This window comes from Bradyrhizobium sp. LB14.3 (assembly GCF_040547985.1).
In the GTDB taxonomy this organism is placed as follows: Bacteria; Pseudomonadota; Alphaproteobacteria; order Rhizobiales; family Xanthobacteraceae; genus Bradyrhizobium.
In genome coordinates this window covers 1-13,817 of the sequence record NZ_JBEPQT010000059.1, presented here as the reverse complement: position 1 = coordinate 13,817, position 13,817 = coordinate 1, and the positions used below count along the sequence as shown (strand labels likewise).

General features: G+C 60.6%; 11 protein-coding genes and 1 tRNA gene. 7 read left to right on the top strand and 5 right to left on the bottom strand.

The window, feature by feature from the left end; genetic code table 11:
• Nucleotides 1-640 precede the first annotated feature (640 nt).
• From ABIB00_RS38025 to ABIB00_RS38005, 5 genes are all read left to right on the top strand, one after another.
• A tRNA-Ser gene (locus ABIB00_RS38025) sits at nucleotides 641-730 on the top strand.
• A gap of 434 nt (nucleotides 731-1,164) precedes the next feature.
• Complete coding sequence (locus ABIB00_RS38020) at nucleotides 1,165-2,487, top strand: AAA family ATPase (protein ID WP_354107894.1); 1,323 nt, start codon at nucleotides 1,165-1,167, stop codon at nucleotides 2,485-2,487.
• Entirely contained in the window at nucleotides 2,484-3,461 is a 978-nt protein-coding gene (locus ABIB00_RS38015) for a hypothetical protein (RefSeq protein ID WP_354107893.1), read from the top strand. Before ABIB00_RS38020 ends, ABIB00_RS38015 begins: the two co-directional genes overlap by 4 nt.
• A gap of 7 nt (nucleotides 3,462-3,468) precedes the next feature.
• Entirely contained in the window at nucleotides 3,469-5,112 is a 1,644-nt protein-coding gene (locus ABIB00_RS38010) for a DUF262 domain-containing protein (protein ID WP_354107892.1), read from the top strand.
• 433 nt (nucleotides 5,113-5,545) lie between these two features.
• Complete coding sequence (locus tag ABIB00_RS38005) at nucleotides 5,546-6,406, top strand: DMT family transporter (protein WP_354107891.1); 861 nt, start codon at nucleotides 5,546-5,548, stop codon at nucleotides 6,404-6,406.
• Between the two features lie 7 nt (nucleotides 6,407-6,413).
• On the opposite strand, the gene ABIB00_RS38000 is transcribed toward ABIB00_RS38005, so the two are convergent.
• Together ABIB00_RS38000 and ABIB00_RS37995 are read right to left on the bottom strand one after the other, a co-directional pair.
• Nucleotides 6,414-7,628: an EAL domain-containing response regulator gene (locus tag ABIB00_RS38000; protein WP_354107890.1), complete on the bottom strand. Its 1,215-nt coding sequence runs from the start codon at nucleotides 7,626-7,628 to the stop codon at nucleotides 6,414-6,416.
• Nucleotides 7,629-8,185: 557 nt separating this feature from the next.
• A complete protein-coding gene (locus tag ABIB00_RS37995) occupies nucleotides 8,186-9,349 on the bottom strand; it encodes a hypothetical protein (protein WP_354107889.1) in 1,164 nt (387 codons plus the stop codon).
• Between the two features lie 339 nt (nucleotides 9,350-9,688).
• Here ABIB00_RS37995 and ABIB00_RS37990 point away from each other — a divergent pair, with 339 nt between their 5' ends.
• Complete coding sequence (locus ABIB00_RS37990; RefSeq protein WP_354107888.1) at nucleotides 9,689-10,309, top strand: LuxR C-terminal-related transcriptional regulator; 621 nt, start codon at nucleotides 9,689-9,691, stop codon at nucleotides 10,307-10,309.
• A gap of 82 nt (nucleotides 10,310-10,391) precedes the next feature.
• Here the strand turns inward: ABIB00_RS37990 and ABIB00_RS37985 are convergent, their stop codons facing one another.
• From ABIB00_RS37985 to ABIB00_RS37975, 3 genes are all read right to left on the bottom strand, one after another.
• Nucleotides 10,392-10,640, bottom strand: a complete 249-nt coding sequence (locus ABIB00_RS37985) for a hypothetical protein (protein WP_247339500.1) — start codon at nucleotides 10,638-10,640, stop codon at nucleotides 10,392-10,394.
• A gap of 193 nt (nucleotides 10,641-10,833) precedes the next feature.
• A complete protein-coding gene (locus tag ABIB00_RS37980) occupies nucleotides 10,834-11,211 on the bottom strand; it encodes an Hpt domain-containing protein (RefSeq protein ID WP_354107887.1) in 378 nt (125 codons plus the stop codon).
• A gap of 157 nt (nucleotides 11,212-11,368) precedes the next feature.
• Nucleotides 11,369-12,067 (bottom strand): Crp/Fnr family transcriptional regulator, encoded by a 699-nt coding sequence (locus tag ABIB00_RS37975; protein WP_354107886.1) that lies wholly within the window; start codon nucleotides 12,065-12,067, stop codon nucleotides 11,369-11,371.
• 659 nt (nucleotides 12,068-12,726) lie between these two features.
• Between ABIB00_RS37975 and ABIB00_RS37970 the strand changes: the two genes are divergently transcribed.
• On the top strand, nucleotides 12,727-13,817 hold a 1,091-nt coding region (locus ABIB00_RS37970), incomplete at its 3' end, for an Hpt domain-containing protein (protein WP_354107885.1).

Sequence of the window (13,817 nt, the reverse complement as noted above, 5' to 3'; positions counted from 1 at the left end):
CAATGCGCGCCGACAAGACCGACCAGAGCTTCACTTCAATGATCTATCTGGCCGCGGCCGCGATAAACTCCAGATGAATCCCAACAGACCCTAGCCAGCGTTTTCGAGCGAAGTGGATGCCGGTTCGCGCCAAGAAAACGCGCCAAAACAACAATCTGGAGACCCGTTCCGATTTCATCGGAACGGAAACGGCTCCAGAGTAACCTTGACTGGTTAGGTTAAGGGCCGGTTTGCGTTGCGGCGCACCGGCCGCGCGCTAGGGTCGAACCGTCGCCTCACCTGGCCGGCGAAGCCGCCCTTCCCAGCCAGTATTTTAATGAGCGGCACGGGACCGCCAGTGTTTACCGCGTCTGGCGGTCCCACCTCCCTTTGGGGGCATCTAGAGCTTTCCGGGAGACCGGTGATTCGGGCGGCGATGGCGCTGCCTCTGGGCTCGCGCCGGGTCATCGGCCAACGGTTCACGCCCAATTCGCTCAAACTGCCGCCGAAATCCGAGGGTCGTCCCCATCGTCACCGCGACATCGTGGGGTCCGGCCGGAAAACCGGTCTGATTTTCCGCTCGCGCGCCTTGTCTGGCCCGCCATCCTCGCCTATTAACGCCCCCAACCACAGGGGCCCTGCTCCTTACTTGGCGCCTTCAGGAGAGGTGGCAGAGTGGTCGAATGCACCGCACTCGAAATGCGGCATAGGTGCAAGCCTATCGGGGGTTCGAATCCCTCCCTCTCCGCCAGCTCATTCAGGTATCATCTTGAATTTGGGGCATAAACCTCAATCGAGCGATTCCGGCCCCAGATTGATCCCCAAGCGAAAGCGCGCCTTTGGAGGCAGAGTAGCTGGTCGAAACGGCCCGATTGCCCAGCCCGGAGGAGCGAACCCGTGCCGCCGCAGCCACGAGAATTAATCGGTCTTTGCCTTGCAAAATATGGGGCCGCCGACGTCGGCTCCCGCGAGCGCCATGCCGGCAAATAGCGGTCTCTCAAGGCTGAAACAGGGTTCGGTATTGAATTTACGCAAGGCTGTAGTGCGGTGAATCCGTTCCCGCGCTATCGGACGCCGGATCAAATCTTCAGGGCATGCTAAGCCGTCCGCCTTTAAGCTACGGTCTCTCTGAGGAACGAAATCTCATAGTCGCGCATGCATCGCAGGACGCGAACGGATGAAATGATGTCGCCAACTCTGTCTGGGTACTCAGCCGAGAACTACAAGGCTTTCGCGGAAGCGGCGAGCCTCGAAATCCGTCCGCTTACGCTGCTTTTCGGGTTCAATAGTTCGGGCAAGAGTGCGTTACTGCGGCTTCTGCCGCTCATTCGAGACTCTGTGTTGTCGGATGGAAAACGCCCGCTTGCGTTGACGTCCAAGGCCGCGCGCGGCGCCAGCTTTGATGACCTGAAGTCCCAACTTTCCAGTAGCCCCGTGATAACTCTGGGGTTGAGGTGGCAGCTGCGCGGTATGTTTCGGTATCCTAGAAAGCCGTTCCTTAAATCGGTCGAATTCTCTGTCCGGCACCTTCCAGACTTGCGAACTCAAGTTGTGGAAGAGCTAAAACTGCGGATGTCAGATGGAAGCGAGTACGGCCTTCAATGGGTGCCGTCCTCTGAAGAGGGTAATCTCTCGACGCGTTATGTTGCTACCACGCCAGGAAATGAGCCTTGGGAAATTGCAGTTGAATTCGAAGGACTAATTCCTCGCGTTTCTTCGGATCAGGAACAGAGCCCAGAGCTGAAAAATGTTCTCAATGTTCTCGCAGATACGTTGCGGGGGGTCGCAAAAGACGTCTTCTGGCTACAAGCGTTGAGGGGGCTGCCCAACCGCTTGGAAGATTTCACCGGTCCCTCCTCTACGTTCGCGCCTGATGGCTCTGATATCGTTCAAATGCTTTTGGAAGACGAGACTCACGGTTCTCAAGTTCTGGATGAAATTTCGAATTGGTACGCGGCAGCGACAGCGCATCGCCTAGAACTTCGAAAAGGGACCTTCGCTGGGAAAGAACTGTTCTCGCTGGCCCTTGTGCCCATTGGCAAGCAAATGCGCGGGATTGATATCGTTGATACTGGAGAAGGCATGGGGCAAGTATTGCCCGTGATTGGATTGCTCGCTTTCGCAAAGCATGGAAAGTTAGGTTCAACCCCCATACTATCGATCGAGCATCCAGAGCTTCACCTCCATACTTCAGCGCACCCGGCGCTAGCGGCTTTATTCTGCGAGGTGGCTCAATCCAAACCAAGAACAAAGCTGCTTGTTGAGACGCACTCGGAGAATTTCCTACTCAGGGTTCAACTTGCTATCGTCAAAGGAGAGTTGGATCCTTCCAAGGTGATTGTTTATTGGGTGAGGTCGTCTGAGGACGGGCCTTCCTTGGTTGATAAGATTGAGTTCGACAAGCTTGGTCGACCCTTGGGCGATCGGTGGCCCCCTGGAGTCTTCGCGGAGACGATGGACCAGTCACGCGAATTGGTTCGGACCAGGCAGGCCCTCGAAAGAAAATGAGAGTTGTGCTGACGACAAGTGTGTTCACCAATCCGGTTGACACCATTACGTTGGACGTCATCGCTCATTTGGCGCTGAACGGCTGGCATAGGATCATCTTTGAAGATGAAAGCGCGACTCCAGTTCAAAATTGGCTTGAGGGCCTAGAAAGAGGTCATCAAGAGGAATGGATGGAGATAATTCGTGAGGGGTACTTTTTAGAGTCTCGCGAGCCTGCTCGGTTCGAGCTTCGTGTGATCAGGGAAGCCACGCGATGGGCAAAAGATCCTCCGGAAGCCACGCCTAATGACGCGGCAAGGTTTCTCCGTCGTCCATTTTGCTTATTGCTGGAAGATGCTATTTCGGACCGAAATTTTCTCTTAAAAATGGCCACGATTGAGCAGAGGGAAGCCATTTTGGGACACGAGGTGACGGGCGGTCTAACTTTCGCGCATGGTGGCGGGATATCGAGTATGCCGAGAGCCATTGAAGCGTGGACAGGTGAAGGTGCCCACGGCCATTTACGTAGATGGGCGCTTTTTGATAGCGACGCGCTACGACCTTCAGAGCCAAGCGATCAATCGGAAACTCTACGACAGAGTTGTATTGCGGCAGGGGTGCCGTATCATCAACTTAAGCGACGCAACATCGAAAACTATATCCCGCGTTTTGCGCTGAACGGATGGGCGTTTAACAGCCGTGATCGTGCGCGTCGAAGGGTTTTTCAGGCCTTCAATTCTATGTCTGATGCGCAGCGAGCGCATTACAACATGAAAGAAGGTCTAAGCGGCGATGCCGCTAAGAAGGGTAAAACTGCTGGTGATCTGTTCGATGGAGTTTCAGCTGCCGACAAAGTCGCCTTAGCCAATGGCTTCGGGCGAGCGATAGGTGAACTCTTTTCAAGTGAGTCAGTCAAAGAGGAGCATCTGCGTAGGGAAGGCAGCTGGGATGAAATGAACACCGTCGTCACCGAGCTCATCGCCATACTGAGATAGTAGCCAAATGCCAGCACCAAGCTTTTATAGCGACCCGCATGTGCAGTTTCTTTCACAATTATTGGAAGAGATCGGCGCGGGGCACCTCCAAATTCCACGGTTTCAAAGGCCGATGGTTTGGAATTGGGAAACGCGGCGCGAGCTGCTGCGAAGTATCCGCGATGGTATCCCCATCGGGGCAGTGATGGTGTGGCGGACCACGCGCAATGCGGTCAAATGCTACGAACATCTTGGTCCGCACCGTATGGCTCCTCCCCCGGACGGGGCGGCTAGACAATATCTTCTGGACGGCGTTCAGCGGTTGTCTACGCTTTATGGCGCGCTTCACGCGGCGCCGCCGATCTCCGAAAGTCAGGCTGACGAGGGGCTCTTGGAAACGCCCGACGGTGAAGAATCCGTTGTAGTGAAGAACTTCGATGTGTTCTTCGACCTCAAAACAAAAGATTTCTATGCGCCGTTCGAAGACGAGATTTTACCCGATATGCTGCCCTTGCATCTCGTCCTAGATAGCGTCGCTCTGTTGAGATTTCAGCGGCAACTGGGGGGGGAATTTGCTGAGCAAGCGATCGAAGCATCTGACGAAATTGCTCGATCGTTCCGTGACTATAAGATTCCAATCATACCGATTACGACTGATGACCTTGATATGGCGACTCGAACGTTCCAAAGCATCAATAGCCAAGGTGAGCGGATGAGCGAGACCCACATGGTTCACGCTCTCACGTGGTCTTCAGATTTCGATCTTCAAGATCAGATTGCCGACATGAAACGAGAAATTTTGTCGGGAAGGCGTTGGGCAGAGTTGAACGACGATCCGATATTGAAGGCGTGTAAAGCGGCCTTCGGTCTAGACGTATACAAGACGAATGCCCAAGAACTCAGTCTAAGACTGAAGTCCGAGCCGGAAATATTGCGGGACGTGGGCGAAGCGCTTGGCAAGGCTGCCGACTTCCTTTGGGAGGTTTGTGGAGTTCCTTCTCCGGAGTTGATGCCGTATGCGCTACAGACGGTGGTTCTCGCCGAAGCGTTTCGACGTCAGCCAAATCCAGATAAAGAGCTGGAGCAGCTTCTTTATGCTTGGCTCTGGATGACGACTTATGGTGAGCTCTTTGCCGGAATGAGCGGCGATCGAGTGCAAATTGCGATCGCCGATATGCACGAGATGATCGACACCAAACGAGCTGTCTGGACGTGGAGGCGACCATTTGAAGAACGTCCAATTAGCAAAACGTTTGACTTTAGGGCCGCAAGGGCAAAGGCCTTTACTTTTCGCTTGGCTGCATTTCAGGATCAAATCGCCCCTCGCATGGGCAGCGAAACCTTAGCCTCTGCCGGGCGGAGAAGCGTCGCTCAAATCATTCCATACTCAAGGCTGAAGGGTGCCCGAAGCGCTTACTCTAGTGCCGGAAATCGTTTTCTGGTTTTGCCTGCCGAAGCCGGTTTTTTACGTGATGCAATCCTTTCAAAAACTCTAACAGATCACATGCGTGAAAAGCACGTTATCTCTGACGCCTCGTTTGAGGCGCTTCTTGAAGGTGACCTTCCGCGCTTCATCTCCATTCGGCTCGCGGATATCGTTGACCTCGAACTTCAATTTCTGCGTCCGCTCGTCAATCAATTTTCGGAGCTCGCATTGACGCGCGTCGGCTAAGTCCTCTTGGACGTCGCCGCCCTGCGCTGCGATCACGTAGCCTAGTCAAACGGCCAGCTCGAAGCGAGTTGTGCGCGCCGCTAGTGCGGCACATCGGCTTCGAGAACCTGAAGGTTACCGGCCAGAGTGGCGATCACGATATCGACGACGAGGGTTCACACCTTGCAATGATGACATCGTGCTCCTGTTTTGCCCGACGAGTCAAACCACGCGCGACGTCACCAGACGTCCACGGACGCGACGATCGCCGCCTAGTCAGGCGATTCCGGCCCTCACGTAACTCATTGATCTTGCAGCCGCCGGCTACTGTGCATGGGGTTGTTTTCGCGTTTTTTGTTGTCCGGTCGCGGAAGACGTGGGATTTGATCGTCGCGCACGCTGGACGGCTCCATCCGCGAAGGCCGATCATCGCCACCCAAAAAAAGAGACAAACATGCAATCTTCCGGGAGCGGCTGGGGCAACGGGCTGCTCGGCGTCATCATCTTCAGCGGCTCGCTGCCGGCGACGCGCGTGGCGGTCGGCGATTTTTCCGCGCTGTTCCTGACGTCCGCGCGCGCGGTCATCGCGGCACTGATCGGTGTGGTCGTGCTCGGCCTGCTTCGTCAGGCGCGGCCGCAGCGGAAGGATCTCGTCTCGCTCGCCATCGTCTCCATCGGGGTCGTGGTCGGCTTCCCCCTGCTGACGGCGCTCGCGCTCCAGCACATCACGTCTGCGCATTCGATCGTCTTCATCGGCTTGCTGCCGCTGTCGACCGCGATCTTCGGCGTGTTGCGCGGCGGCGAACGGCCGCAGCCGATGTTCTGGCTGTTCGCGATTCTGGGCAGCGCCACGGTGGCGGGCTTTGCCTTCTCCAACGACGGCTCCGCATCGCTGACCGGCGATCTCCTGATGGTCGCGGCGATCGTGCTGTGCGGGCTCGGCTACGCCGAGGGCGGCGCGCTGTCGCGTCGCCTCGGCGGCTGGCAGGTGATCTCCTGGGCGCTGCTGCTGGCGCTGCCGCTGATGGTGCCGATCGTGATCTGGACCTGGCCGTCGACCTGGAGCGGCGTCGGCGCGCCCGCCTGGATCGGGCTCGCCTACGTCTCGGTGTTCAGCATGTTCGTCGGCTTCATCTTCTGGTATCGCGGGCTTGCGATCGGCGGCATCGCCCGCGTCGGCCAGTTGCAGCAGCTCCAGCCGTTCTTCGGCCTCGCGCTCGCAGGCTGGCTTCTGCACGAGCCGGTCGCCTGGAGCATGATCGCCGCGACCGCGCTGGTGGTCGCCTGTGTGTTCTTCGCGCGGCGGTTTGCCTGAGGCCGCCTCACGCGCCTCCCATCACCGTCCGCGTCAGCGTGCTCCTTGCGAACTTCTTCAGCGGCATCGGCTTGCCGAACAGAAAGCCCTGCACGCAGTCGAAGCCGAGCTCGTTCGCGGCGACGAGATCGGCGCGGCTCTCGACGCCTTCGGCCACGGTGCCGGCGCCGTAGCCCTGCGCGAGCTCGACGATGTGGCGGCACACCGTGCGCTTGAGGCGGTCAGTGCCGCTGCCGGTGACGAAGTGCCGGTCGGCCTTCAGCTTGATGAAGGGAATCTTGTCCATATCCATCAGCGACGGCCAGTTGGCGCCGAGATTGTCGATCGACAGGCCGATATTGTGCAGGCGCACTTCGCGGGCGACCTCGGCGAGGTGATCGAGGTCGCGGATCGCCTCGTCGCTGTCGATCTCGATCGTCAGCCCGCCGAACGCCGGATGCGTCGGCATGCGGCGGCAGAGATCGCGCACGGCCTGCGGCTCCGTCAGATACGACGCGGGCAAATTGATCGAGAGATCGACCGGGCTCTGCTGCTCCAGCAGATAGTGCCAGTCCTGCATGGCGCGCTCGATCACGAATTCGGACAGGTCGCGCAGATGCGGGTCGTGCTCTTCGGGGATGAAATAGGCCGGCGGCACCACGCCCCAGGTCGGATGCCGCATCCGCACCAGCGCCTCGGCGCCGCTGCGGATCAGCGTGCGCGCGTCGATCCTGGGCTGGTACCAAAGCTCGAGCCAGCCGGCATGCAGGGCCTCGCCGACATGCACGGCCGGGCTCGGCGCCGGCTCGTTCGGCAGCAGCATCGCGACGCGCTCGCGCAACGTCTCCGCGGCAAAGGGCGTCGTCAGCGGCGGCAGCATCGCAAGGCCGTATTCCTCGCCGACCTGCTGCACGGCCCTGACGATGATCGACTCGCGGGCGCCGACGGCCAGAACCTTGCCGTCGAATGCCTCGCGCACCAGCGTCTCCAGAAACATGCCGGGCTCGATGCCGTCGGCAGCGATGCCGAGCAGGATCAGGTCGGGCAATTCGCTCGCCAGTACAGTTCGCAGCTCGTCGGCGCTGGCGCATTCGGTGGTGACGAAGCCGAGATCCTCCAGCACTTCGGAGAGAAAAGCGCGCAGATGGCGCTTGCCGTCGGCCACGCATGCGCGCGGCGTCACCTTTCGTCGTCCGAAGGTTTTCGGCCTTCGTCCAGCGAGTTCAACAGTTTCATCTTTCATCGCAAACACTCCCGTTCCGCGACCGGTGTGTTAGCGACGTGAGCAGTTTCAAATATGGAAGGCTTCAGTCGATCGTTGAATTATCTGGGTAACGTTAAAGCCCCCATCATGTCTAAAATTGTCTGGATATCGTTGGAGAAGTTTTTACGTCTGCCCGCGCGGCGCGCGCAGGTGTGCGGCAATCAACGGAGATTTTCGCGACGTGCGGTGTGGCGGTATGCACGCGCACTGTCCTGCAATTGGACGAAGCCGCGCGCGCCTTCGCCCAATTGAATAATGGCCGCCTCAATTGCTCGTGGGCTTCGCGCGATGCGCGTATGTTCCCGCTTCGCTCGTGACGGTTCTGCGACGATGCGTCCGGTTGCGCCGGCGCCATTGTGAAGCACATCACATGCGTATTGCTGCAGCTGCGCTATTGCTCTGGGCAGCCGGTGGTGGGCTGTCAGGGATCGCAGCAATGACGACGCGGCGAATAATGTATTGGTGGTTCAGATTCGTGCTGTCAGGACGATTTCTCGATCGCTTCCTGTGCCTGCCGCGCGCGCAGTAGCGCGGGATCAGGTTTGGCCGATCAGTTTGCGGAGCGCGGCCGCACCGTCTTCGATCGCATCGCGTCCCTTCCAGGCCAGATAGCTCAGCTTTCCGCTGAGCGTGTCGTGGCTGCGCAGCCGGCGCGAGCCGAGAATGTGGCCGACATTGGAAGGGAAGCGGCTTACCTCGGCGGACACCAGCGCCGCGATCGCGTCCATCAATTGCTGGAGGCGAATGCCCCATTCGCAATTCTCGATGCCGTCGATGCGCACCTTGAGCGCATATTCGGTGTCGTAGATCTCGGTGAGCAGGTCGCGCGCGACCAGCACCCGGTTGTGACGAAGCGCGATACGCAAAGCGAGGCGTTTGTCGTCGAGCCGGTCGAGCACCATGTGAACGACGCAGGCATAGGGCGTGGCGGCGACATCGGCGGCGCTCTTGCTCGCGGCTGGCTTGGTGGCAAGGCGCACCAATTGCCAGAACGTCTTCAGTCGCCTCGCTACCAGCGTCAGCGCGAACGGCAGCGCCTCGGGATGGGCCTTCTTGAAGGCGTCTAATCGTGCGGTGATCTGATCAACCAGGCCGTCGTCGAATTTCGCGATTTTCTCGGGCAGCTTTTCGTTGAACTTCGGCAGCGCGGCGCCGGCGCGCAGCACATGCTGCATCTTCTTCACGTCGTCGAAGGCGGTGCGCGACGCCGTGTATTGCGCGAGCTTGCCGCGCGCGAACTCGGTGCTCTCCACCGATGCGAGCGTGCTCTCGAGAACCTTGACGACCTTGGTCTGGAAGGTCGATGCGATCTTCAGCACCTCCTTCGGGTTGTTGGCGGCGACCTGGTCGTTGATCGCCTTGATGTAGTCGCGCGCCATGGTCGGCAGCAGGTCGCGGCAGATCCACTCCCAGATCGGGGTCAGGGTGTTGCGCGAGATCCGCCCCAGATTGGCGTGCTCGGGCGCGCCGTCGATCAGGAGCAGCTCGAGCGGCGCGAAGAAATAACGCGAGGGGCTGGTGGCGCGCGCCTGGCTCGATCCGTCCTTGCGAAATTCGGCCCGCAGCTTGGAGTGGATATCGGCCGCGCCGGGCATGTCGATGCCGCACAGCTCAAGCCGCTCGATCTCACTGAGCAGGCAGCTGCGCGACAGCGGCGTCAGCTTCTGCAGAAAGTCCGATAGCTGGTCGATCTCGTTCATGGCACGCAATCTTCCGCAACGATTCCAGCAGGCCTACCGGCCCAATGCATGGAGGCATTTGCGCGCTCTCAAGTGCGACATAGAGAAGCAAGTCGCCGTTAATTTATCCGTAAAGTCCGGGAGCAGCGGTATCCGGCGGGGATGTGATCGTTAACAAAGCTCCGGCGCACCTGCCTAACATCTGGGCAGATTTATCAACCTAGGAATGTTCGGACAGGGAACCACTCAAGCATAAAGTGTGCCTATGCCGGTGTTTCAGCACAAAACGGCCAAAATAGCCGTAGTCTTACGGAGAAAAAAGTTAACCACAGATCGGCCTGGGTTCCGCTAAAGAGTGACATGGGGTCACAGAATGATACGGCCACTGATTCGCGGCCGTCGGAATGGTACGAAAGCAAAACTGCTCCAACTGAAGAGCTCGATGTCGTCCGCCTGAACGCCGCCCGTGCCAAGGCGGCCGACGAAATGGCCGCCGCCATCGCCCGCGAGCTCAACGGCCCCCTCACTGCGCTGCTGCTCTACATGGGCGAAATCAAGCACCACAGCGATCAGCTCGCGCCTGTGACGGGCGACCGTGCCTATTTGCAGCGGGTGGTGGAGAATGCGCTGGCGCAGACCGAGCGGGTTTGTGGCCTGGTCAAGCAGCTTGCCGGTTCTCACAAGGGTGGCCTGCCGACCGCGTCCAGGGCCGAGGACGCCGAATCGAAGGCCGCCGCGCGCGCGCCGCAGCGGGTGCCGAGCGCCGAAATCCTCGGTCTGTCAGGCCAGAAGCGGCTGACCAAGCGCGAGCGCGAGGTGCTGAGGCTGATCAGCGAGGGCTATTCGAACAAGCAGGGGGCGCTTCGGATGCAGATCAGTCCGCGCACCTTCGAGAGCCATCGCGCCGAGGCGATGCGCAAGCTCGGTGCGCGCAACACCGCGGATCTCGTCCGTGCGGCGCTGCTGCATTCGATCGACTGAAGGCTCTTGTGCCGTGCCGCCCGTCGGCGGCGAGCGCCGGGCCCGAGCAGTCTCGGGATAAAGCCCGGGGCCCCGATCGCGCTCAGAAATAATCTTCAGCGAACGGACGTGCGCGCGATGAGGGCCGCAGCGGCTTGAGCTCTTCCTTCGGCCCGTTGGGAATGATGGTGATGGTCCAGCGGGGCGGTGTGCTCGATTCCTGCACCAGCACCGAACGCACGAAGCCAGTCACCGTCGCCTCGCCAGCGGTCACCGTCGCCATCCGGCCGTTGAACTGTGCGATGCGGAAGCGACGGACCTCTTTCTGGTCCGCAGTCTCGTAGGTGAACATGGAAACCCTCCTGGTTTCCGGTGACTATCGCCACTTATGATTAGCCTTCTGTGAAAATCCCAAACCGTAGAAGTACGGCGGGGATGCACGCGTGAGTTGGTTAGAGCGTTTTCGAGCGACGTGGATACCGGTTCGCGTGAAGAAAACGCGCCAATAAGAATCTAGGCCTCCAAGAATCTAGGCCTTCAAGAATCTAGGCCCCGGGCTCCTGCGCGCGCGCGGCGGCGTAGGCGGCGTCCATCAGGTCCAGGAGATCGCGGAATTCGGGGCCACCAAGCGTCACCGCGGTCATCTCCAGCCGCAGCGCCAGCGCCGCGAGCCTGACATAGCCGAACGTTGCGGCCGCGCTCTTCAGCGAATGCGCTTCGCGCGCGATCCTGCCGTGGTGCTGCGCGGGCGAGAGCGTGCGGAACTGTTGCAGGCGCGCGCAGGTCTCGCGCCAGAACACGTCGCGCACTTCACCGGCACCGTCCTCGCCGATCTCGCGCACCAGCGCCTGGTACGCGCCCGGCTCGCGCGCGGGCTCGGCATCGAGCCCTGTCTGTGCCGCCGCGACGGTGACTTCGAACATGGTTTTGCCTGCCTCGATCACGGTTCGGTTGCCGCCCGGCCCGTAACGGCTGCGCGTCAGGCCCGTGTCTACGGCATCCCGATTTCAGTTCCGGTAGCAGGATGATCGGTGTTTGCAGGCCGAAATTAGCCGCCGGTTCACCACGCGGCGGCGCCGGTTAGCGCGGGCCGAGCAACCGGTCGTACTGCGCCTTCACGGTGGCGTAGCATTCGCACGCCGTCTGGCGCAGGCCGTCCAGGTTGAGGATCTGGATGTGCCCGCGGGTGTAGTGGATGAAATTGGCCTGCTGCAAGGTATTGGCGACCAGCGACACGCTGTTGCGCCGCGCTCCGATCATCTGCGCCATGGCCTCCTGGGTCAGCAGCAGCCGAAAGTCGCCGGAGAGGTCATGGGTGTGCAACAGGCAGCGCGACAGCCGCGATTCCACCGGATGGGCGGCGTTGCAGCCCGCGGTCTGCTGGACCTGCGCGTAGACCGCCAACCCGTGACGCGTGAGTAGCGTCCGCAGGGTGCCGCTCTGGTCGGCCGCGACGCGCAGCACGTCGAGGTCCATCACGGAGGCGGAACCGGGAACCAGCACGATCGCCGTGTTCAGCGCGCAGGCATCGCCCATGGTCGAGAGCGTTCCGAGCAGGCTGTCGCGGCCGATCATGGCGACCTGCACATGCTCGCCCCTGGCGAGTTCCACCACCAGCGAGATGACGCCGCGGTGGGGAAAGTAGGCGCGCTTGAGCGTCTCGCCGGTTTCGACCAGCACCGCGTCATGCGGCAGATCGACCATACGCAAATGCGGGCGGATCAATTCATAATCGTCTGCCGACAGCGCGGACAGGAAACCGTTGGATGAACGCACCATCGTTTCCAAAGCTGCCTCCCGTCTCCTGGATCAGCGTGTCGCAGCACGCGAAACCGCTTGCTGTCCGGGTAAGTTTCATCATGTTCCCGTCGGGATATATTGGCAATTGGGACAAGATGTCCGTCCGCGGCTGCGACCGCGTGCACATCCGCGTCCAGAGGATGATCGCGCTGCTCGCCGCCATCAACGATTGTCTGCGGAGCACCGTCCCGACGGCGATCTTGCCTCGGCGGGGTGCCTCGGTTAGCGCGGCACCGGCCGCAGCGGACGCGGTAACCGTTCGTTTACCGCAAACGCGGATCTGGCGAATCCCGGCAAAGCACCAAGCGACAGCGGCGAGAGCGCGCCGGATTGCAGGCGACTCGGTGCAATTCCGCGAAGGCCGTGCATATCGTGCTTCACGGGCTTTCCTGCGCGCCCGGCCTTGCTGTTATCGGCACGTTTACCCAATGCGTCCGGCCGTCGCGGCGTGGTGCCGGTCTGGCCGAAAAACGCTGTCGCATGCGGTCGAACGACACACTTCTCTTCAATATCCGTATTAGCACGGAGGATGAAATTAACGGGAACGTGAAAGGGGATGTCTAACGATCCAAGGTAGGGCTTCCGTCCATGCCAAGCGCGGCTCGGGCGTCGAGATCCAGGTCAGTAAGGCGTAGCTCATGGATGATCTGTTGCGGGAGTTTTTGACGGAAACCGGCGAGAGCCTGGACACGGTGGACAATCAGCTGGTGAAGTTCGAGCAGGAGCCGAACAACGCCAAGATCCTGGATAACATCTTCCGCCTGGTCCACACCATCAAGGGCACCTGCGGCTTCCTCGGATTGCCGCGCCTGGAAGCGCTGGCGCATGCCGGCGAGACGCTGATGGGCAAATTCCGTGACGGCATGCCGGTGACCGGGCAGGCGGTGACGGTGATCCTGTCCTCGATCGACCGCATCAAGGAAATCCTCGCGGGCCTCGAGGCGACCGAAGCCGAGCCCGAAGGCACCGACCGCGACCTGATCGACAAGCTGGAAGCGATGGTCGAGCATGGCATGGCGGCGATGTCAGCAGGTGTCGCTGCTGCTCCCGTGGCCGAAGCGCCGCCGCTGGTGCCGGAAGCACCTGTCGCCGTTGAAGCCGCGCCGACCTCCGGCGTGCTGGCCGACCAGACCCTGGAGCGGCCGCTGCGTCTGGGCGAAGTGTCGCTCGACGAGCTCGAGCGCGCCTTCCGCGAGACCGCGATCGAAGCCCCGGCCCCCGCGCCCGTTGCCAAAGCTGAAGTAAAGGCCGCGCCCGCGCCGGCCGCTGAGGCGCCGGCGCCTGTGGCCAAGGAAACTGCCAAGGAAACTGCGAAGGACGCCAAGGACGCCAAGGCAAAGCCCGCCCCGAAGAAGTCGGGGGCCGACGAGACGGCCTCCGAGGGCGACCGCATCGCCAACCAGTCGATCCGCGTCAACGTGGATACGCTGGAGCATCTGATGACCATGGTCTCCGAGCTGGTGCTGACCCGCAACCAGCTGCTGGAGATCTCCCGCCGCAACGAGGACACCGAGTTCAAGGTGCCGTTGCAGCGGCTGTCCAACGTCACCGCCGAACTGCAGGAAGGCGTCATGAAGACGCGCATGCAGCCGATCGGCAATGCCTGGCAGAAGCTGCCCCGCATCGTCCGCGACCTCTCGGGCGAACTCGGCAAGCAGATCGAGCTGGAGATGCACGGTGCCGACACCGAGCTCGACCGCCAGGTGCTCGACCTGATCAAGGACCCGCT

Coding starts and splice junctions, on each gene's coding strand:
- ABIB00_RS38020 (WP_354107894.1), top strand. CDS start 1,165: ATGTCGCCAACTCTGTCTGGGTACTCAGCCGAGAACTACAAGGCTTTC.
- ABIB00_RS38015 (WP_354107893.1), top strand. CDS start 2,484: ATGAGAGTTGTGCTGACGACAAGTGTGTTCACCAATCCGGTTGACACC.
- ABIB00_RS38010 (WP_354107892.1), top strand. CDS start 3,469: ATGCCAGCACCAAGCTTTTATAGCGACCCGCATGTGCAGTTTCTTTCA.
- ABIB00_RS38005 (WP_354107891.1), top strand. CDS start 5,546: ATGCAATCTTCCGGGAGCGGCTGGGGCAACGGGCTGCTCGGCGTCATC.
- ABIB00_RS38000 (WP_354107890.1), bottom strand. CDS start 7,628: ATGAAAGATGAAACTGTTGAACTCGCTGGACGAAGGCCGAAAACCTTC.
- ABIB00_RS37995 (WP_354107889.1), bottom strand. CDS start 9,349: ATGAACGAGATCGACCAGCTATCGGACTTTCTGCAGAAGCTGACGCCG.
- ABIB00_RS37990 (WP_354107888.1), top strand. CDS start 9,689: ATGGGGTCACAGAATGATACGGCCACTGATTCGCGGCCGTCGGAATGG.
- ABIB00_RS37985 (WP_247339500.1), bottom strand. CDS start 10,640: ATGTTCACCTACGAGACTGCGGACCAGAAAGAGGTCCGTCGCTTCCGC.
- ABIB00_RS37980 (WP_354107887.1), bottom strand. CDS start 11,211: ATGTTCGAAGTCACCGTCGCGGCGGCACAGACAGGGCTCGATGCCGAG.
- ABIB00_RS37975 (WP_354107886.1), bottom strand. CDS start 12,067: ATGGTGCGTTCATCCAACGGTTTCCTGTCCGCGCTGTCGGCAGACGAT.